At 60.6% G+C, this 20375-nt stretch carries 14 protein-coding genes; 10 read left to right on the plus strand and 4 right to left on the minus strand.

What is annotated here, in order from left to right:
• Positions 1–233: 233 nt before the first annotated feature.
• The 4 genes from moaA (at position 234) to C4J85_RS23350 (ending at position 4733) form a co-directional block, all read left to right on the plus strand.
• Entirely contained in the window at positions 234–1214 is a 981-nt protein-coding gene (moaA, locus tag C4J85_RS23335) for a GTP 3',8-cyclase MoaA (protein WP_372240638.1), read from the plus strand.
• A gap of 37 nt (positions 1215–1251) precedes the next feature.
• Positions 1252–2151 carry a bestrophin family protein gene (locus C4J85_RS23340; protein ID WP_124410819.1) on the plus strand — a complete coding sequence of 300 codons (900 nt, stop codon included), beginning with the start codon at positions 1252–1254 and terminating at the stop codon, positions 2149–2151.
• 132 nt (positions 2152–2283) lie between these two features.
• The gene (locus C4J85_RS23345; RefSeq protein WP_124410820.1) at positions 2284–3180 is read left to right on the plus strand and encodes a LysR family transcriptional regulator; all 897 of its coding nucleotides are present in this window, start codon (positions 2284–2286) and stop codon (positions 3178–3180) included.
• Between the two features lie 113 nt (positions 3181–3293).
• On the plus strand, positions 3294–4733 hold the full coding sequence (locus tag C4J85_RS23350) for a glycosyltransferase family 39 protein (RefSeq protein ID WP_124410821.1): 1440 nt from the start codon (positions 3294–3296) through the stop codon (positions 4731–4733).
• Positions 4734–4748: 15 nt separating this feature from the next.
• Here C4J85_RS23350 and C4J85_RS23355 read toward each other — a convergent pair whose 3' ends face one another.
• Complete coding sequence (locus C4J85_RS23355) at positions 4749–5237, minus strand: TIGR00645 family protein (protein WP_124364470.1); 489 nt, start codon at positions 5235–5237, stop codon at positions 4749–4751.
• A 163-nt stretch (positions 5238–5400) separates the two neighbouring features.
• Between C4J85_RS23355 and C4J85_RS23360 the strand changes: the two genes are divergently transcribed.
• The gene (locus C4J85_RS23360; protein ID WP_124410822.1) at positions 5401–7224 is read left to right on the plus strand and encodes a hypothetical protein; all 1824 of its coding nucleotides are present in this window, start codon (positions 5401–5403) and stop codon (positions 7222–7224) included.
• Positions 7225–7229: 5 nt separating this feature from the next.
• Here C4J85_RS23360 and C4J85_RS23365 read toward each other — a convergent pair whose 3' ends face one another.
• Positions 7230–7547, minus strand: a complete 318-nt coding sequence (locus tag C4J85_RS23365) for a hypothetical protein (RefSeq protein WP_124368408.1) — start codon at positions 7545–7547, stop codon at positions 7230–7232.
• A gap of 422 nt (positions 7548–7969) precedes the next feature.
• Positions 7970–10408, minus strand: a complete 2439-nt coding sequence (locus C4J85_RS23370) for a Lon protease family protein (protein ID WP_124368409.1) — start codon at positions 10406–10408, stop codon at positions 7970–7972.
• 265 nt (positions 10409–10673) lie between these two features.
• On the opposite strand from C4J85_RS23370, the gene C4J85_RS23375 reads away from it, so the two are divergent.
• The 4 genes from C4J85_RS23375 (at position 10674) to C4J85_RS23390 (ending at position 14335) form a co-directional block, all read left to right on the plus strand.
• Positions 10674–11162 carry a DUF3015 domain-containing protein gene (locus C4J85_RS23375; protein ID WP_124364474.1) on the plus strand — a complete coding sequence of 163 codons (489 nt, stop codon included), beginning with the start codon at positions 10674–10676 and terminating at the stop codon, positions 11160–11162.
• Positions 11163–11254: 92 nt separating this feature from the next.
• Complete coding sequence (locus tag C4J85_RS23380) at positions 11255–13108, plus strand: DUF4105 domain-containing protein (protein WP_124410823.1); 1854 nt, start codon at positions 11255–11257, stop codon at positions 13106–13108.
• Positions 13109–13399: 291 nt separating this feature from the next.
• Positions 13400–13756 carry a hypothetical protein gene (locus tag C4J85_RS23385; protein ID WP_124405327.1) on the plus strand — a complete coding sequence of 119 codons (357 nt, stop codon included), beginning with the start codon at positions 13400–13402 and terminating at the stop codon, positions 13754–13756.
• An 81-nt stretch (positions 13757–13837) separates the two neighbouring features.
• Complete coding sequence (locus C4J85_RS23390; protein ID WP_124410824.1) at positions 13838–14335, plus strand: GreA/GreB family elongation factor; 498 nt, start codon at positions 13838–13840, stop codon at positions 14333–14335.
• 137 nt (positions 14336–14472) lie between these two features.
• Here C4J85_RS23390 and ettA read toward each other — a convergent pair whose 3' ends face one another.
• Entirely contained in the window at positions 14473–16137 is a 1665-nt protein-coding gene (gene ettA / locus C4J85_RS23395; RefSeq protein WP_124368420.1) for an energy-dependent translational throttle protein EttA, read from the minus strand.
• A gap of 285 nt (positions 16138–16422) precedes the next feature.
• On the opposite strand from ettA, the gene C4J85_RS23400 reads away from it, so the two are divergent.
• Positions 16423–20274, plus strand: coding sequence for a bifunctional diguanylate cyclase/phosphodiesterase (locus tag C4J85_RS23400; RefSeq protein ID WP_124410825.1), 3852 nt, complete (start codon positions 16423–16425; stop codon positions 20272–20274).
• Positions 20275–20375 lie beyond the last annotated feature (101 nt).

A 20375-nucleotide genomic window follows, 5' to 3' on the forward strand; every position in this document is an offset into this window, starting at 1 on the left:
CCTATGGCGAGCAAGCTCCCTCGCCACAGGTACGCTATTGAACCCGCCGCTTCGCCGCCTCCTGTGCCCCGTCAACTAACCGCTCATAGACCCCATCGATCAACCAGTCGCTAAGAGTGATTAGACGCCTGCAGAAAACACCGTTAGCCTCGCCTGAATCACCCGCCTATATAAGCGCCAGGGTATATACCCAACGTCGCCGCCGAGGTTTTTTAGTGACCGATCAAATCCTGATGGATAGTTTTTCGCGCCGGGTCGACTACCTCAGGATGTCGGTGACCGACCGTTGCGATTTCCGTTGTGTGTATTGCATGGCCGAAGACATGGAGTTCCTGCCGCGCCAGCAGATTCTGTCGCTGGAAGAGCTGTACCAATTGGCGCAGAGTTTTGTTGCGCTGGGCACGCGCAAGATCCGCCTGACCGGCGGTGAACCCTTGGTTCGTCAGGGCGTGGTGGAGTTGTGCAAGCGCATCGCCGCGCTCCCCGGTCTGCGCGAGTTGTGCATGACCACCAACGGTTCGCAACTGGGCAAACTCGCCGCGCCGTTGTTCGATGCCGGGCTCAAGCGCTTGAACATCAGCCTCGACAGCCTGGACCCCAAGCGCTTTCGTGAATTGACGCGCACCGGTGACTTGGCCAAGGTGATCGAGGGTATCGATGCAGCGAATGCTGCGGGTTTTCAGCGCACCAAGCTCAATTGCGTGGTGATGAAAGGTCGCAACGACCATGAGATCAACGACCTCGTGGCCTTCGCCATCGATCGCGGCCTGGATATTTCGTTTATCGAAGAAATGCCATTGGGCGTGATCAGCGAACACAGCCGTGCCGAGGCGTTTTATTCCAGTGCGCAGGTACGCGAGCGTATCGCCGAACGCTACACGCTGATCGACTCCGCAGAGTCCACCCAGGGGCCGTCGCGCTATTGGCGCCTGGCCGAAGCGCCGCATATTCGCCTGGGCTTTATTTCACCCCACAGCCACAACTTTTGCGGCACCTGCAACCGCGTGCGGTTGACGGTCGAAGGCCGGCTGTTGCTGTGCCTGGGCAACGAGCATTCGGTCGACCTCAAGGCGGTACTGCGGCGCTATCCGGGCGAGCCGCAACGTTTGGAGCGCGCGATTGTGGAGTCGATGAAACTCAAGCCGTATCGGCACAATTTCACCCTCGACGATGAGGTGCAGGTGGTGCGCTTCATGAACATGACGGGCGGCTGACCGGCCCGGTTTCAACCCATTGCACTAGGCTATTTCCATGATCGTCAGAGCCAAACCCAACCTGATCGGTGTATTGACGTCGCTCAAGGGCTCCGTGGCCCGGCGTATCGCACTGCGCAGCCTGCTGGTGACACTGCTGGCCTCGGTGATTGTGCTGGTGGAAACCCTTCATCCAGCCTACTTCTCCAAGGTCAACGCCACGCCGTTCACGCTGCTGGGCTTGTCACTTTCGATCTTCATGAGTTTTCGCAACAACGCCTGCTATGACCGCTGGTACGAAGGGCGCAAAGCGCTCGGCGCCATGCTGATGGATGTGCGCGCCATGATCCGGGAAACCCAGGTGATCCAGGACGCTCGCCAGCGCAGCGAGATCCTGCGCAACCTGTGCGGGTTCGCCCATGCGTTGAACGCCAGGTTGCGCCATGAGGACGAGCCCAGCGCGGCAGCCCCCTGGCTCGACACGCCGCCGCCGGCCAATACGCCGAATATCCCGGAAAGCATTGTCGGTCGCGTCACCCAACAATGTTCGGCGCTGGTCGAATCCGGGAGCCTCAGCGAATGGCGCTATCAGCTGATGGCCGGCCACTTGAGCAGCCTGACCAGCACGCAAACCATTTGCGAGCGCATCAAAAGCACCCCGCTGCCCTTCCCCTACACGCTGCTGTTGCACCGCACCAGCTACATGTTCTGCATCTTGCTGCCCTTCGCCATGGCCGAACCCTTGGGTTGGCTGACGCCAGTATTCACTGCGATCGTGAGCTACACGTTCTTTGGCCTGGACGCGATTGGCGATGAGTTGGAAGACCCCTTCGGCTACGACGAAAACGACCTGCCGACCAATGCCATCGTGCGCACCATCGAACGCGAAGTGCTGCACGCCAACGGTGCGACAGAATTGCCGCCCGTCCTTGAACCCGTCGACTGTGTACTCAATTGAAGCCGTACACACAACGCATCCGACGTTACGCTCATGTCTTTCTCCGGCAGGCCGCCATCAATCGATTGCCATGAGGCTCAAGCGCCTAAACAATGGCTGCCTAATTGTTACGGCTGACTGGCAGGTGTGTTGATGGACATAAAGCAACTCAAATTCCTGATCGCGCTGGAGCAGACCCGTCACTTCGGCCAGGCGGCTGCGCGCTGCCATATCACTCAGCCGACGCTGTCGATGCGCCTGCGCAATCTGGAGGATGAACTGGGCCTGGAGTTGGTCACCCGGGGCCAGCGTTTCGAAGGGTTCACCGAGGCCGGTGAGCGTGTGCTGGCTTGGGCCAGAACCTTGCTCGCCGCCCATGATGGGCTGTTCGCCGAAGCAGCGGCGTGTCGCGGCCAGTTGGTGGGTAACTTGCGCCTGGGCCTGGTGCCGCTCAGCGGTTTCAACCCGATCAGCTACATCCAGGGCCTGTCCCACACCTTCCCGGAACTCAAGTTCAGCCTGACCTCCATGAGTTCGGACAAGATCATCGAAGCGCTGGGCACCAATCAGCTGGACCTGGGGGTGTGTTACCTGGACCACGTAAACTCCAGCTACCTGGATTTTTTCGAACTGGGCGAAACCCGCGTCGGCCTGCTGTACGACACACGCCACTTCCACTTCGAAGGCACCGAAATGAGCTGGGAAGACGCCGCCCAATTGCCCCTGGGGATGATCAGCACGGGCATGCACTATCGAAAGTCCATTGACCTGAGCTTCCGCAGCCGCGGCCTCGCCCCCCAGCCCATGCTCGAAAGCGATTCAACCTATCAGCTGTTCCAGGCAATCCACGAAGGCTTTTGCTGCGCAATCATGCCGCTGGACAGCGCCCTGGAAAGCCCGATCAAAAACCTCGCGTTTATCAACCTGCCGGACGCCAGCGTGCTCGCGCCACTGGGTATGGTGATGCGCAAGACCGAACCGCGCTCGGCGATTGCTGAGAAGTGTTTTGCCCACGCCAAGCAGTTGTTTGCCGCCAAGGCGCAAGCTTAACCCGACCTCACAAAAACCCCACACTCGTTCACGAATCGTTAAGAAACCCATCCCTATACTGGCGGGCAGCCACGGTCGCTCTCCCGAGCGGTCTCCTGCCCGGTAGCTACCCCATGACGCGTCCCGTTCCTCTGCTGTGCCTGCTCGCTGCGCTGCTGTTCTTCTTCGCCCTGGGCAACCATGAACTGCAAGGCTCCACCGAAGCCCGCGTTTCCGGGATCGCCATGGCCATGCACCTGGACGATGACTGGGTGGTGCCGCGTCTGTTTCGTGAGCCTTTCCTGGAAAAACCGCCGCTGAGCCTGTGGCTGGATGCCGGGGCGATTCGCTTGTTTGGCGCGAGCACCGGGGCTGTGCGGCTGGCATCGGCCTTTGCCGGGTTGTTCAGCGTGATGCTGCTCTACGGCATGCTGCGCCGGTTCGGGCGGCCAACAACGCTGGCCTTCAGTGCCGCGTTGATCCTGGCGACCATGGCCAGCTATTGGGGCAATGTGCGCGGGGTGGGTGAGGATTCGTTGCTCAGCCTGGGCGTGACCGCTGCGTTGCTCGGGTTCTACCAGGCGATGCGCCCCGCGTCCGAACGCCAGGGTTCCACTGCCTGGGCATGGGCATTGTTTACGGCGGGGATGGTCATCGCGACGTTGAGCAAGGGCGTGCTGGGCCTGGCGATGCCGGGGAGTGTGATCTTCGTCTACCTGGCCTGCACCAGCCTGATGGATAAACGCTTGCGCCTTGGCGACTGGCTCAAGCCCGCGCTGTTCACGCTGCTGGCCTTGGTGCCGTTGGTGATTTGGCTGGTGTTTCTGTTTCAGCGCGGCGGCATGCAGGCCGTCGGTGAGGTGCTGTGGACCAACAGCGTCGGGCGCTTCAGCGGCTCGTTTGTCGAAGCCGGGCATTACGAGCCGTTCTACTATTACCTCGCCAAACTGCCCGAGGCCTTCCTGCCGTGGAACATCCTGGTGTACCTGGGCCTGTGGCACTTTCGTAAAAGCCTGGTGCGCAACCGCTACCGCCTGTTTTTCAGCGTATGGCTGGTGGCGCAGTTCACCCTGCTGACACTGGCCTCGAGCAAACGCACCGTCTATTTGATGGCACTGACCCCGGCCGCCGCCGTGCTGGCCGCAGAATATGCGCGGGTGCTGCTGGAGTGGGTGGAAGCCCACAAACCGGCGCTGTACCGCTACCACCGGCGCATTGTCTTCGGCGTGTTCACCCTGGCCATCGCCTGCTACCTCAGCGCAGCCTTCTGGTTCGCGCCCAAAGCTGATGTGCGTCAGTCATTCGTGCCCGTGATCAGTCAGGTCCAGGCACTGCAAGACGAAGGTAGGGAGGTGGCGCTGTTCCAACCCAATGAGCGCATCGCCGGCGCCAGCGTGTTCTATCTGCAGGGCTATTTGCCGATTCTGCAGACCGAGCCGCAATTACGTGCATTTCTCGGCGCCAAACCCGGCAACGTTGCGCTGCTGGACCACACGGACCGACTGAATGAGAAAGTGACAGTGATCAAGGAAATGGCGATCAATCGCCAGCCTTACTACTTCGTCGAGCAGTAAGGCGAGCGCGCGCCATCAGTGCTTGGTCAGCTTGTCCAGGTAACCCATGGCAAACGCCGAGACCACGAAGGTCATATGGATGATCACGTACCACATCAGGTGTTGCGGATCGACGTTCTTGGCGTCCATGAAGATGCGCAGCAGGTGGATGGAGGAAATCGCCACGATGGACGCCGCCACTTTCATCTTCAGCGACGAAGAGTCCATGGTGCCCAGCCAGTTGAGCTTTTCCTTGTTCTCATCGATATCCAGCTGCGAGACGAAGTTCTCGTAGCCGGAAATCATCACCATCACCAGCAGGCCACCGACCAGGGCCATGTCGATCAACGACAGCAACAGCAGGATCACCTCCGACTCCAGCAAGGTGAAAATATTGGGGATCACATGAATGATTTCCTGGAAAAACTTGATCGCCAGGATCAGCAACCCCAGGGATAAACCCAGATAGATCGGCGCCAGCAGCCAGCGCGCGGCATACATCGTGTTTTCGATAAAGCGTTCCATTGAATCTCACACAGCTTGGCTAAAAATGGAGCCGAGTATACCAGTCGCCACCGGCCCCCTGTCACCGCGAGAAAACTGACTTGAAGTGGCATCTGTAAGGGCGTTTTTCTGCTAGTGTCGAGCCCCTCAACTCGGCTCGATGATGTCGGACAGGAAGACTCTGATGATGGATGTGCGATCCCCTTTGGCCACTCTCGGCCTGTGCGCGGCGTTGCTGATGACCAGCGGCTGCTCCCCCAAAGAAGAGCAGAAGCAGGCCACCCTCGAAGAGAAAACCAGCCAGTTCGAACAGTCCCTGGACAGCATCCAGGACCCCAAGCTGCGCGACGCCATCGCCGACCTCGGCGGCTCGCTGCTGTTGCTCGAACGTGCACGCCTCAAGCTCGCCGCCAAGCCCATCGAAGCCGAATACGGCGAAGACACGCTGGCCCTGCTCAAGCATTACCCCACACCCCAGGCCTTGGTGGACACCTATATCAACGGCCTGTTCGTACTGCGCAGAGCCTCCCACTCCGACTACTTGACGGATCTGCAACCGGTCTTCCCGTTCACCTTCAACGCCCCTGACCAGTTCCCCTTCCCCCATGGCCTGGAATGGCAGTCGGTGACCTTGAGCAACAACAAAGTCATTCCCTTCCAGCCGGAATGGTCGGAAACCGACCCCGGCATCCAGCTCAGCCCGAGCAGCTCCAACCTGACCAACCCCGACGACCTGACGGTGACCTACCCCTTCATCGAGGGCATTGAGACGGAAAACAAGAGCCAGCCGCAGCCCGTCAATCTCAAAGGTGCGATTGAGGTCGCCGCGCCAGGCAAGGTGCTGACATTCGACCTGTCGAAAAAAGACCTCGGCCACCCGCGCACCGAGGGCAATATCACCCTCAACCTGGTGTCGCTGGACAAGAATTACGCCGAGCTTGAACTGACCAACAGCGCGCCCCTGGCCGCAGAGCTGGGCGACGACTCGCCCAACCCGCTGCTGGTACAGGCTCGGGACGCCACCGGCCAATTTCTCACCCGCTCAGGCTCGATCAACGAAAATGCCGCGCAAGTGGCGTTCTATGAAAAACAGCTGGCCGAGATGCAAAAACAAACGGCTTGGTCCGAAGCGTTCGAAAAACACCTCACCGACGCGCAAAAAGCCTTCGAACACACACAGAAGAGCCACTACGCCAAGGTGTACTTCAACGGATTGATCGACACCCTGCAGGTCAATGTGCTGGATTTTTCCAAGACCACGGTGACCCGCAAGGAGCTGGACCTGCCCGTGATGCGCTTCGACAAAAACAGCCTGCAACACACCGTGCAACCCTTGCCGATGCCGGTCACGGTGTATGACGACGCTGCAGCCAGCTGGCTCAAAGACGCCTCGCTGACGGAAGAACAATTGAAAAGCAGCGTCACCATCAGCCAGTCCACCGACGACGCCAGTGCCGCGAAAATCGTGTTCGACCACCCTTTCACCTTCAATGACGATCTGGTCGGCGCCGAGCGCAACAACAGCGACGCGCCGATCACGTTTTTCACGGCCGACGATAAAGGCGAGCGCGGCGAACCCATCGAGTTGCCCACCGAGGCGTTCGAGATGAATGCGGCAAGTGGCACGCTGACCTACGACCTCAACCTGTTCCCGGAAACCCCGGCGTTTGTGGTCGGCTCGGTGCCCTTGTTCCTCGCCACCATCGAGAAGGCCTCGATTGACACCAGCAAACTGCCCAAAGGCCTGGTGCTCAAGGACAACGCGTTGATCGTCGACCAGCGCGCGTTTCCCGCCGACAGCTGGCGCTTCTACGCCAAGGACGGCAGCGGCAACTACCTCAAGGAAATTCTCGGCGTGAGCCACCGCGCCGAGGAGTACGGCACGGCGCTGTTTGACGTGCATTATTTCTACGGCCAGCCGACCACCCTGGAAAGCTACCAGCGCACCGACCTCGACACCGTGCAATATGGTTTCGAGGTCAAGCTGGACAAACCGGAAAGCAAATAGCCCGATTACAGGGCCAGTTGCTCCTGGCCGCCGTTGAGTTGGCGCAGATGAGCCTGCAGATGCAGGCACCAGATCTGCGGCTCGTCCAGTTGCTCGTAGCCGTGCAGGGTCAGGCTGTCGACGATGGAGCCCAACATGGTTTCTGCCACGAATGGCCCGTGAAACGGGCCTTGGGACTTGACCGTGGAAGGCTGCTCGCCCGACATGCCGGCGGCGAACAATAATGTCCACAACCCGTTTTCCCCGGCGAGGGGGCGAATGGAGCATTCGATACGGGTTTCCAGGCCCAGGCACTGGCGGGTAAGGCAAAGGTTGCGCGGCATGGCGGCGACCCTCGGTAGATCGGCGTTCAGCCCCAGCGCAAAGGCGAGGCTGTTTCTATCCTGCGACTCCTGTGGATATCCCTAATCCTCAGAATAGAATAAAAACGCGACAGACCAAGGTGGTAGAGACCAACGGCATTGGATTGCGGACGGTCGTCAATTTAATGGCACCCACAAAACGAAATGTGGGAGGGGCTTGCCCCCGATAGCGGTGTGTTTGATCGTTCCCACGCTCTGCGTGGAAATGCCTCTTGGGACGCTCCGCGTCCCGCCACCGCTGCAAGTTTCGGTAATTACGCACAAGTGACGCAGAGCGTCACGGGTACATTCCCACGCGGGAGCGTGGGAATGATCGTATCGTATCTAAATGTGGGAGGCGGCAAGCCCCCTCTCACATTTTTGCTGCAGGTGGCTTTAAGAAATCAGCTGGGCTTGGCCTCAGCCAGCGCCTGCTGCGCCAGTTCCTTTTCTGCTTCCTTCAGGTCTTCCTCGCTGATCATCTCCGCAATTGCGCGCAAACGCTCCACCACGCGGGCATTGACCGTACCTTCCGGGAACTGCCCCTCGGCGTCCGGTTCACCGGCATCCTCGCCCACCAGCAGGCTCAACGCTTCATCCGCCTGGCGTACCGCATAAATATGGAATTGCCCGTCGCGCACGGCCTGCAAAACTTTCTCGTCGAGCATCAGCGTGGCCACGTTGGCCTTGGGAATGATCGCGCCCTGCTCACCGGTCAAACCGCGCGCTTCGCACAGGCGGAAGAAGCCTTCGATCTTCTCGTTAACTCCCCCCACGGCCTGCACTTCACCAAACTGGTTGATCGAGCCGGTGATGGCAAAGCACTGCTTGAGCGGCGTTTTCGACAAGGCCGAGATCAGGGTGCAGGCTTCGCCCAGGGACGCGCTGTCGCCATCCACGTAACCGTAAGACTGTTCCAGCGCGATGCTCGCCGAGATCGCCAGGGGGAATTCTTGCGCATAACGGCTGCCCAGGTAACCGGTGAGAATCATCACGCCCTTGGAGTGAATCGGCTGGCCAAGGTTGACCTCACGTTCGATGTCCACGATGCCGCTGCCGCCGGGGTACACCGTGGCGGAAATCCGCGCCGGTACGCCAAACGCCGAATCACCGACCTCCAGCACCGTCAGCCCGTTGCACTTGCCCACGGCGGCGCCGGCGGTGTCGATCAGGATCACCCCGGCGAGCATGTCGTCGAGAATCCGCGCCGACACGCGCCCGGTGCGCGTAGCCTTGGCCTTGAGCGCGCGCTCGATATGCCCGGCATCGGTCATTTCGTCGCCTGCCAGGTGGCGAATGAAGTCCGCCTCGCTGACCAATTGGAACAAATCGCCAATGCGCGCCGACAAACGGCCCTGATGTTCCGCCAGGCGTGCGCTGTAGGTCGCCAGCCGCGCCACCGCATCCGACGTCAGCGGCGCCATGCCTTCTTCCGAGGTGCGGGTTTTGAGCAACTGGGCGAACTGCTCCAGGCTTTCGTCGACCATCGGGATGTCTTCGTCGAAGTCCACCAGCACCCGGAACATTTCCTGGAAGTCCGGATCGGCATCCTGCAACGCGTAGTACAGCTGGCGCGAACCGATGATGATCACCTTGACCTGCAACGGGATCATTTGCGGGTTGAGGGTCACGGTGGCCAGGCGCCCGAGTTCGCCAAGCGGCGACTCCATCTTCAATTTGCGCGATTGCAAGGAACGCTTGAGCGCATCCCACACAAACGGCTCGCTGAGCATTTTTTCCGCTTCCAGGATCAGGAAGCCACCATTGGCACGGTGCAACGCGCCTGGGCGCAGTTGACGATACGTGGTGTACAGCGCGCCCTGGTCGGTGCTGTATTCGATACGGCCGAACAGGTTGTCGTAGGTCGGGTGCGGCTCGAAGACCACCGGCGCGCCGCCGTTGACCGGATGGCCCACCACCAGGCTTGGGCAGTACTGCTCTTCCAGCAGCTTGCGGGCCTGGGCGTCGGTCTTGGCGTCGTCGACCAATTGCTCGACCACGGTTTTCAGCAGATACACCTGCATGGCCTGCAGATAACCGCAGACGGCGGCATTTTCTGCGTACTTTTCCGACAACGGTGCGAGCAAAGGCTGCAGGGCGAGGGTGATGGTTTCTTCGTTGAACTGGCGCAGTTGATTGTTCGACTCACGCTTCCATTGCGGCAGGCTCGCCAACTCTTCGTTGAGGCGCTCTTCCAGCTCGGAAATATCCGTGTGGAAACGCTCGCGGTCGATTTCCGGCAACTGCGAGAACTCGGCCTCGTCCAGGGCCTTGCCATCGAGCATCGGGGTAAAGGCAATGTTGGAGCTGTCGCGGTACAGCGCCACGTCTTTTTCCAGGGCCAGGCGCTCGATCACATCCAGGGCCTTGTCGTAACGCTGGTTGAATGCCCGGTCGATGGCGCTTTTGCGCTGTTGATACGTCGGGTGTTCGAAGACGGCCGGGAAGGTCGCCACCAGGTTGTCGACCAACCCGTTGATATCGGCGATGAACGCCGCCGCAGCGCCGCCTGGCAATTCCAGGGCGCGCGGTTCGCGCGGCTCATCGAAATTATTTACATACACCCAGTCCGACGGGGTTTGCAGGCGCTTGCCTTCGGCCCTCAGGTAACGTTTGACGAATGAAAAGCGACCGGTACCGGGCTCGCCCATGACAAACACGTTGTAACCGGGACGTGGCATTGCCACGCCGAACTGCAATGCTTCAACTGCACGTTCCTGGCCAAGCACACCGCGAAAGGGCTCCAGATCATTGGTGGTCGAGAAGCTGAACTGTTCAGCGGAAAAAGGGCGAGTCAGCGCTTCGGGCGCTAGACGCAAGCTGGCAGCAACAGGATCAGGCATCGGGCTTCCTTACATCAGGCGGGGCAGATGGGGGCATTCTGGCTCTCCGTTGCGCGCTCTGGCAAGGCGCGCTTTTGGGAAAGCATAGACAGCCCGCGCGGCGTACAAAAAAATCGTTCGAGACTGAATGTTTTATAAAAAATCACGGAACCCCTGGAACGTGCCTAAACTCCAAACTGCGCGGGTTGGACTAATAACTGGCCCCTAGGTGCTGCGAAGCGCCTGAACCCTTGTCCATTGGTTTGCACACAAAGAGAACAAAGCTATGAAACGGATCCTTCTTGGTACTCTCTTCACCGTCGTCTCCCTCAATGCAATGGCAGAAGCACCAGGTGGCCCGAACTGCGGTTGGGGCAACATGTTGTTCGAAGGCCAGCGCGGTACTCCGGCCCACTTCCTGGCCTCCACCACCAACGGCACTTCAGGTAACGCCACCTTCGGCATGACCTCGGGCACCAACGGTTGCAGCACCAACAGTTCCCTGACCTACGGCGGCAAGTCCTGGATTGCCATGAATGGCATGATGAACGAGCTGTCCGAAGACATGGCCAAGGGTAACGGCGAAGCGCTGACTACCTACGCCGTGGTACTGGGCGTGGCGCCGGAAGATCGCGAGCACTTCGCGGCTGTGACCCACGAGCACTTCCAGCAGATCTTCAGCAAGGCTGACGTGACCGCTGACGACGTGCACAACAACACCATTGCCGTACTGAAAAGTGATGCCCGTCTGGCGAAATACGCGACCCAGGCTTAAGCTCGACCCACCCGCGCCTTTCGAGGCGCGGGTTTTGTTTTTTCGACCTGTCCCCCTTGGGTCTTTTTTTCAGTCCGACTTAAGTAGCCCCCATGCTCAAACGCCTCGCTTGCCTGGCTCTCTTCGCCTGCGCCCCGCTGCATGCGGCACCGCACCTCGACGATCAACGTTTGCAGCAACTGGCCAATGACCCGTTCTGGCTGTCGCTGGGCCATTACGAAGCCGGCAAGATCAATGGCTGGCGCAGCTATGTCAGCGACAAGAAATTCTTTCTCGCCGCCGACGGGGCGCATCATCCGGACGCCGAACTCAAGGCCACTGTGGATGCGTTGTATGCACCGGCCAGCCTGGGTGAAAAGCACGCCCAATGCGTTTATCCCGCACGCACCCGCTGGCTCAAGGACCAGTTGCAACTGACCGACCTGCCGGCGGTGGACTGCAAGGAATTCAAGCAATGGTTCACGGACGTCGCGCCCCACAGCGCGGTGATGATTTTCCCGGCGGCGTACCTCAACAGCCCGTCGTCGATGTTCGGTCACACCCTGCTGCGCATCGACCAGGCTGACGTGCAGAGCAACAATACCGCCCTGCTCAGCTACGCGATCAACTTCGGTGCCTATATCGAAGGCTCGGACAACAGCATTCTGTATGCCTGGAAAGGCCTGATGGGCGGCTACCCCGGCCTGTTCGCCCTGGTGCCCTACCAGGAAAAACTCTCCGAATACCGCAGCCTGGAAAACCGTGACCTGTGGGAATACCGCCTGAACCTCACCGAAGTCGAGACCAAGCGCATGGTCGAGCATGTGTGGGAACTCAAGCAGATCCAGTTCGACTACTTTTTCTTCGATGAAAACTGCTCATATCGCCTGCTGGAACTGCTGCAAGTGGCGCGCCCCGGCCTGCGCCTGACCGAGCAGTTCCCGCTGACGGCGATCCCCACCGACACCGTCAAGGCGGTCAAGGAAGCGGGCCTGGTGGAAAAGATCGACTATCGCCCCTCCCGTGAACGCGAACTACTCGAACGCGCCAAACCGCTGGACGGCGATGAGCAACAATGGGCACTCACCATCAGCGATGACCAGCAGCAATTGCAGGCGCCAGCCTTCAAAGCCCTGCTCCGCGAGCGCCAGGCACTGATCATCGATGCTGCCTATCGCCTCGGCCGCTACCGCGCCAACGGCCTGGAGCGCGACACCGCACGCTCTCAGCGCAGCTTCGAACTGCTGCGTGCGATCAACCAGAACCCTGCGCCCGACCTGAAGATCACCCCGCCCGGCCTGCCCGAGAATGGCCACGAATCGCGCACCTGGCAGGCCGGCATCGGCACCCGCGGCGACAAAGCCTTCGGCGAATACGGCCTGCGTATGGCCTATCACGACCTCAACGACAACGCCGAAGGCTTCCCCCTGGGCGCACAAATCGAAATCCTGCAGATGAAACTGCGCCAGTACGAAGGCAATCACTGGCAGTTGCAGCAACTGGACCTGGCCACCATCCGCTCCCTAACCCCACGCAACGCCCTACTGCAACCCTGGTCATGGCAAGTTACAGGTGGCCTGGAGCGCGTACCGGGTAAACACGACGACGAAACCCTGGTCGCCCACGTCAACGGCGGCGCGGGTGGCACCTGGCAGTTGAGCGACGACATGCTCGGCTTCGCCCTCGGCACGGTGCGCGTGGAACACAACAATGACTTCAGCGAAGCCATCTCCCCCGCCGCTGGCTTCAACACCGGCCTATTGTGGAAGAACCCGCTGGGCAACCTGAGCCTGGAAGCCAAGGGCGATTTTTTCACCAATGGCGAAGTACGGCGCAGCATCAGCCTGAACCAACAGTGGGAACTGTCACGCAACCTGGGCCTGCGCCTGAGCGCCCAGCGCGAGTACAGCCACTTGTCGACACCGGTGAATGAAGTGATGCTCGAAGTGAAGTGGTATCACTACTGATTCATACCCCCTCCCACACTTATTTGTGCATGAACAAAATTTGCCGGAGAAGATCGTTCCCACGCTCCCGCGTGGGAATGCAGCCCGTGACGCTCCGCGTCACCTGTGCGCAGTAATCCAAACGTGCAGCGGTTGGCGGGACGCGGAGCGACCCAGGAGGCATTCCCACGCAGAGCGTGGGAACGATCATTTTGCACAGCCCACATCCCGCCGACTTCTCTTTCACACACATCTGACAAATCCCTGACTAGACTTCCCCCTATCAGCCGTAAATCGGCCAGGGAGTACGCCATGTGGCGGTCTGCGCTAATGCTGTGTGTGGTGGTGGGGTTGTCAGGCTGCCAGTCAACCCACCAAGATTTATTGGCCAAAGGTTATCCGCCCGCCTTTGCCGATGGCTTCGACGACGGTTGCAGCAGCGGTCGCCAGGCCGCTGGGGTGATTACCGGGGAGTTTCGCAAGAACGTGCCCCGCTATCTGAAAGACCGGCAGTACGCCGAAGGCTGGGAAGATGGTTTCCGCCAGTGCAAGGCCATGCGCGAGAACGAGGAGCTGCGGGACTACCAGGACAACCGCAGGGATGACCGCGAGCACGAATGGCAGCAGGAGAAAGATCGCGATGCGGCCAAGGCTTATCGCTCGCAATAGCGCGCCGCGTTAGAAGCGGACGCAGAGCGTGGGAACGATCGCGCGGCGAACATGGCCCAAACTCCATTGAAGGAGAACATCATGAGCCGAGCTTTTGTAAATGAAGATAACGCCGCCGCCCAGGCTGATCAGCCGGTGGAGCGTCAAGTCAGCGAGCAACCCAATCGCTTGACCGCGCAAGGGTTGGCGCAGTTGCAGGCCAAGGTTGCGCAATTGCAGCAGGCATACAGCACCGAATCCGCCAAGGGCGAAAAGGCGGACAAGCAACGCCAGGCCGACCTTGAGCGGGATTTGCGCTACTTCAACCAGCGGGTACAGAGCGCCCAGATTGTGGCGCCGGCCACTTCTACCGATAAAGTACAGATCGGCAGCTGGGTGACCTTCGCCAATGAGCAGGACGAGCAGCAGCGCATCCAGTTGGTCGGCGAAGATCAGGCCGATGCCAACGCAGGCTTGATCAACTGGGGTTCGCCCCTCGGGCGCGCGTTGCTCGGCGCCCAGGTGGGGGACGAGGTGCTGTGGCAGCGCCCCGTCGGCGATCAGTTGATTGAAGTGTTGCGTATCGAGCCCGGGGGTTGATTTCAGGCAGAGCCATGCACCAATAGTTAGATAGCCATCGGGGGCAAGCCCCCGATGGCTCCAACTCGGTCTCACTGAAAAAACACGCAAAAAAAACGGAGCCCGAAGGCTCCGCTCTTTCAAACCACCAACCCGAATCAGGCCAGTTTCTTGTGGCGTACGCGGTGCGGCTGGGCCGCCGCGTCGCCCAAACGCTTCTTGCGGTCGGCTTCATACTCGGTGTAGTTACCCTCGAAGAACACCGCCTGGGAGTCGTCTTCGTACGCCAGGATGTGGGTCGCGACACGGTCAAGGAACCACCGATCGTGAGAGATCACAATGGCGGCGCCCGGGAAGTCCAGCAGGGCTTCTTCCAGGGAGCGCAGGGTTTCAACGTCGAGGTCGTTGGACGGTTCGTCGAGCAGCAAGACGTTGCCGCCTTCTTTCAAGGTCAGGGCCAGGTGCAAGCGACCACGCTCACCACCGGACAGGTCCTTGACGAACTTCTGCTGGTCGCCGCCCTTGAAGTTGAAGCGACCAACATAGGTGCGCGACGGAATTTCGTAGTTGCCGATACGGATCTGGTCGGAACCGTCGGAAATCTGCTGGAACACCGTCTTGCTGCCGTCGAGGTCGTCGCGGCTCTGGTCCACACAGGCCAGTTGCACGGTTTCGCCGATCTCGATGCTGCCGGAGTCCGGGGTTTCCTTGCCCATCAGCATGCGGAACAGCGTGGATTTACCCGCACCGTTACCGCCGATAACGCCGACGATTGCGCCTTTTGGCATGGAGAACGACAGGTTGTCGATCAACACACGGTCGCCGTAGCCTTTGCTGACGTTCTTGAATTCGATGACCTTGTCACCCAGGCGCGGGCCGGCCGGGATGTAGATCTCGTTGGTTTCGCTGCGCTTCTGGAATTCCTGCGACTGCATTTCTTCAAAGCGCTGCAGACGGGCCTTGGATTTGGACTGACGGGCCTTGGCGCCTTTGCGCACCCACTCCAGTTCTTCCTTCATGGCTTTTTCATGGGCCGATTGCTGCTTGGATTCGGCGGCCAGACGGTCGGACTTGGCTTCCAGCCAACCGGAGTAGTTACCCTCGTAAGGGATACCGGCGCCACGGTCGAGCTCGAGGATCCAGCCGGCGACGTTGTCCAGGAAGTAGCGGTCGTGCGTGATCGCAACCACGGTGCCTGGGAAGTCGTGAAGGAAATGTTCCAGCCAGGCGACGGAATCGGCGTCCAAGTGGTTGGTCGGTTCGTCGAGCAGCAACATGTCGGGAGCCGACAGCAGCAGGCGGCACAGGGCCACACGGCGTTTTTCACCGCCGGACAGGAATTCGACCTTGGCGTCCCACGCCGGCAGGCGTAGCGCGTCGGCGGCGACTTCCAGCTGGCGCTCCAGGTTGTGACCGTCGCTGGCCTGCAGGATCGCCTCGAGCTTGGCCTGTTCGGCGGCCAGCTTGTCGAAGTCAGCATCTTCCTCGGCGTAAGCGGCGTAGACTTCGTCCAGGCGGGCCTGGGCGTTCTTGATCACGGCAACCGCTTCCTCGACCACTTCACGTACGGTCTTGGTCGGGTCCAGGATCGGCTCCTGGGGCAGGTAACCGATGTTCAGTTCGGGCATCGGGCGGGCTTCGCCTTCGAACTCGGTGTCGACGCCGGCCATGATTTTCAGCAGCGTGGATTTACCCGAACCGTTGAGGCCGAGCACGCCGATCTTGGCGCCCGGAAAAAAGGACAGTGAAATGTTTTTCAGGATTTCCCGCTTCGGCGGAACAACTTTTCCCAGCCGATGCATGGTGAAGACGTATTGAGCCATGGTGAACCTAGCGTCAGTGACTGATGAATTAAGCGGGCGAAGCCCGTGCCAGGCCATGCGCTGCGCGGGCCGTTGACTATCATCAATGCCGGCGAGCGGAAAAAGCCTGAATGTCTGGGGCTGGAACGCCCCCGCGTAACCGGCAAAGCTACCTGAATGCGCTGGGGCAGTCCAGCCAGGCGGGACTGGCACTTTGCCACAACTCAAGGCATGCTAGCCGCCCTCCGGGCGTCCGGCTTATAGTGCACGTCGCGCGCCAGTCCAGCCAAACCGCAGGATTACAGCTTGTCCAAAGTCACGTCGCCTACTCCCTTGCGCGCCGCTCATATAGCGCCGGGAGCGCCCCTGCATGGCACCCTCAAAGGCGCATTGGCGACGCTTGTGCTGATGTTGCTCGCGTTATTGTTCTGGCAACTGCTTGATCAATTGCAGCAAAACCAGAAAAACCAGCAGCAATACACCATCGATTACAGCGCCGACCTGGCCGAGCAGATCAGCCAGAACATGGCCCTGAGCGCACAGATTGCCCTGAATCTGCTGCCGATCGTCGAGCCGCCGCGCAACGCCGAACAACACCAGGCCCTGATCCTAACGTTGCAGCGCTCATTGCCCGAACTGCGCAGCGTCGCCCTGCTCGCCCCCAGCGGTGCCCTGATCAGCGACACCGCCAACGACAGCCAGGACAGCGCCCTGCTCCAGGAACTGGTCAAGCGCAGCCACGCCCAAGCCTATTACCTGAGCAACGACAACGACGGCAACGTGATTTATCTGTTGCTGCACCAGCCCAGCGGCGGCTCGAAGATGTACTGGGCGCTGCGCCTGGCGCCCACCTACCTGGCCAACCTGACTCGCCAGGATGCCCAGGGCCAGCGCCCGATGTGGGCGATCGAGAACCGCCTGAACCAGCGCGTGGTCAGCCGTGACAACGGCATGCCGGCACCGTGGGCCGGTGCGTTGACCCCGGACGAATTGAATAAAAGCGTGCTGGTCACGCCGTTGAGCAAGAGCGACTGGCAACTGCGCGGGCTGTTCGACCGCAGCGCGGTGCTCGAACAACTGCTGCCGGCGTTCATCGGCAAATGCCTGCTGGGCCTGGCTTTTTCGCTGATCCCGGTGATCGTGCTGCTGAACATGCGCCGTCGTCAGCGCCAGGTGCACGAAGGCCGGCGGCGTTATCAGGATATTTTCGAAGGCACCGGCGTGGCCCTGTGCGTGCTCGACCTTTCGGGGTTTAAGGCGTTCTGCGACAAGACCCAGGTGCAGGGCCGCGAGCAATTGCACGCCTGGCTGCGGGCCAACCCCGCTGAGCGGCGCAAACTGCTCAAAGAGCTGCGCGTGACCGAGGTCAACCAGATGGCGGTGCGCCTGTTGAACGTGGCCTCCTGCGAGCAGGCCTGGGAGCGCCTGATTGACGATTGCCCGAGCAATGCCACGTCCATCGGCCACCAGGTGCTGGAAGCCGTACTGACCCGGCAAAAACAGCTGGAGCTGGAAATCCAGCTCAACGATGTGGCGGGCAATGACCAGTACCTGTGGCTCGTGATGCGTTTGCCGGAACAGCAGGATGACGTCAAGGCGGTGATCCTCAGCATCAGCGATATCACCAGTCGCAAGCTGATCGAGCTGTCGCTGGTCGAGCGCGAGAGTTTCTGGTCGGATGTGGTACGCACCGTGCCCGACCACTTGTATGTGCAGGACGTGATCAGCCAGCGCATGATTTTCAGCAACCATCACCTGGGCCATACCCTCGGCTACGACAAGGCCGAACTGCAGAAAATGGGCGAGTACTTCTGGGAAATTCTGCTGCATCCCGAAGACGCCGAGCATTACCACGACTTGCGTCAACAGCAACGCCAGGTGGCTTACACCACCCAACTGCACTGCCAACTGCGCTTTCGTCACCGCAATAACCAGTGGCGACGCTTCGATATCCGCGAACAGGCCCTGGCCAGGGACACGTCGGCGGTGGTCACACGGATCATCGGCGTGGCCAAGGACATCACCGACCAGATCGAGGCCAGCGAATCGCTGCGTGACAGCGAACAGCGCTACCGCATGCTGGCCGAAAGCATCAGTGACGTGATCTGTTCCACCGACAGCCAGTTGGCCCTCAACTACGTCAGCCCCTCGGTCAACGCCGTGCTGGGGTATGACGTGGACTGGGTGTTCAAGAACGGCTGGCAGTCGATCATCGCCAACCCGCAACAGCTCAGCGGTATTTATGGGCTGATGGAACAGGTCAGCCGCGCGGTGGGCAATCCCGAAGCGCTGAACAGCCTGCGCGACGAGGTGCAGACCCAACTGTTCCTGTTCGACTGCCTGCGCGCCGATGGGCGCAAAGTGCCCATCGAGCTGCGCGTGGTGCTGGTGTGGGACGAACATGGCGCGTTTGAAGGCATTCTCGGCGTAGGCCGCGATATCAGCCAACAGCGCCGCGCCGAAAAAGACCTGCGCATGGCGGCCACGGTATTCGAGCACTCCACCTCGGCCATCCTGATCACCGACCCGGCCGGCTATATCGTGCAGGCCAACGAGGCCTTCAGCCGGGTCAGCGGTTACGCCGTGAGCGATGTACTCGACCAGCTGCCGAACATGCTCACCGTCGACGAACAGCAAGAAGCCCACCTGCGCTACGTGCTCAAGCAACTGCACCAGCACAGCACCTGGGAAGGCGAAGTGTGGCTCAAGCGCCGCAATGGCGAGCACTACCCGGCCTGGGTCGGCATCACGGCAGTGTTCGACGATGAAGGCGACCTGGCCAGCTACGTGTGTTTCTTCAGCGATATCAGCGAGCGCAAGGCCAGTGAACAGCGCATCCACCGCCTGGCCTATTACGACGCCCTGACCCACCTGCCCAACCGCACCTTGTTCCAGGACCGCCTGCACACCGCATTGCAGTCAGCGGAGCGGCAAAAGTCGTGGGTGGTGTTGATGTTCCTCGACCTCGACCGTTTCAAGCCGATCAACGACTCCCTGGGCCACGCCGCCGGCGACCGTATGCTCAAGGAAATGGCCACGCGCCTGCTCGGTTGCGTGGCCGAAGACGACACCGTGGCGCGGATGGGTGGCGACGAGTTCACCTTGCTGTTGCAACCGCGCGTCAGCCGTGAACTGGCGCTGAACCGCGCGATCACGGTGGCCGAGCAGATTCTGGCCAGCCTGGTGAAGCCATTCGTGCTGGAGGGCCGCGAGTTCTTCGTAACCGCCAGTATTGGCATCGCCCTCAGCCCCCAGGACGGCAACGAGCTGAGCCAGTTGATGAAAAACGCCGATACGGCGATGTATCACGCCAAGGAGCGCGGCAAGAACAACTTCCAGTTCTACCAGGCCGACATGAACGCCAGCGCCCTGGAACGCCTGGAGCTGGAAAGCGACCTGCGCCACGCCCTGGAACAGAACGAATTCGTGCTCTATTACCAACCGCAGTTCAGCGGCGACGGCAAACGCCTGACCGGCGCCGAAGCCCTGCTGCGCTGGCGCCACCCGCGCCGGGGCCTGGTGCCGCCGGGAGATTTCATCCCGGTGCTGGAGGAGCTGGGGCTGGTGGTGGACGTGGGCGACTGGGTGATCAGCGAAGCCTGTCGTCAGCTCAAGACCTGGCACCAGAACAAAGTGCGGGTGCCGAAAGTCTCGGTCAACATCTCGGCGCGACAGTTCTCCGATGGGCAACTGGGCACGCGCATCGCCACCATCCTCAAGGACACCGGCCTGCCGCCGGCGTGCCTGGAGCTGGAGCTGACCGAAAGTATCCTGATGCGCGAAGTCAACGAAGCCCTGCAGATCCTCGCCAGCCTGAAAAACCTGGGACTGAGCATTGCAGTCGATGATTTCGGCACCGGTTATTCGTCGCTCAACTACCTCAAACAATTCCCTATCGACGTGTTGAAGATCGACCGCACGTTCGTCGATGGCCTGCCCTCCGGCGAGCAGGACGCGCAGATCGCCCGCGCCATCATCGCCATGGCCCACAGCCTGAACCTGGCGGTCATCGCCGAGGGCGTGGAGACCCACGAGCAGTTGGACTTCCTGCGCGAGCATGGCTGCGATGAGGTGCAGGGTTACCTGTTCGGCCGGCCGATGCCGGCGAACCGGTTCGAGGCGCAGTTCAGCAATGATGCGCTCTTCATGTTCGACTGAGATTTTGTGTGGGGCTGATGGCCTCATCGGGGGCAAGCCCCTCCCACATTGAAATGCATTCCAAATGTGGGAGGGGGCTTGCTCCCGATTGCGGCGGCACA

Origin of the sequence: Pseudomonas sp. R4-34-07 (assembly GCF_003852375.1) — a bacterium.
GTDB lineage: Bacteria > Pseudomonadota > Gammaproteobacteria > Pseudomonadales > Pseudomonadaceae > Aquipseudomonas.

Coding starts and splice junctions, on each gene's coding strand:
- C4J85_RS23340 (WP_124410819.1), top strand. CDS start 1,252: ATGATCGTCAGAGCCAAACCCAACCTGATCGGTGTATTGACGTCGCTC.
- C4J85_RS23390 (WP_124410824.1), top strand. CDS start 13,838: ATGAGCCGAGCTTTTGTAAATGAAGATAACGCCGCCGCCCAGGCTGAT.
- C4J85_RS23350 (WP_124410821.1), top strand. CDS start 3,294: ATGACGCGTCCCGTTCCTCTGCTGTGCCTGCTCGCTGCGCTGCTGTTC.
- C4J85_RS23375 (WP_124364474.1), top strand. CDS start 10,674: ATGAAACGGATCCTTCTTGGTACTCTCTTCACCGTCGTCTCCCTCAAT.
- C4J85_RS23360 (WP_124410822.1), top strand. CDS start 5,401: ATGATGGATGTGCGATCCCCTTTGGCCACTCTCGGCCTGTGCGCGGCG.
- C4J85_RS23365 (WP_124368408.1), bottom strand. CDS start 7,547: ATGCCGCGCAACCTTTGCCTTACCCGCCAGTGCCTGGGCCTGGAAACC.
- C4J85_RS23380 (WP_124410823.1), top strand. CDS start 11,255: ATGCTCAAACGCCTCGCTTGCCTGGCTCTCTTCGCCTGCGCCCCGCTG.
- C4J85_RS23355 (WP_124364470.1), bottom strand. CDS start 5,237: ATGGAACGCTTTATCGAAAACACGATGTATGCCGCGCGCTGGCTGCTG.
- C4J85_RS23370 (WP_124368409.1), bottom strand. CDS start 10,408: ATGCCTGATCCTGTTGCTGCCAGCTTGCGTCTAGCGCCCGAAGCGCTG.
- ettA (WP_124368420.1), bottom strand. CDS start 16,137: ATGGCTCAATACGTCTTCACCATGCATCGGCTGGGAAAAGTTGTTCCG.
- moaA (WP_372240638.1), top strand. CDS start 234: ATGGATAGTTTTTCGCGCCGGGTCGACTACCTCAGGATGTCGGTGACC.
- C4J85_RS23385 (WP_124405327.1), top strand. CDS start 13,400: ATGTGGCGGTCTGCGCTAATGCTGTGTGTGGTGGTGGGGTTGTCAGGC.
- C4J85_RS23345 (WP_124410820.1), top strand. CDS start 2,284: ATGGACATAAAGCAACTCAAATTCCTGATCGCGCTGGAGCAGACCCGT.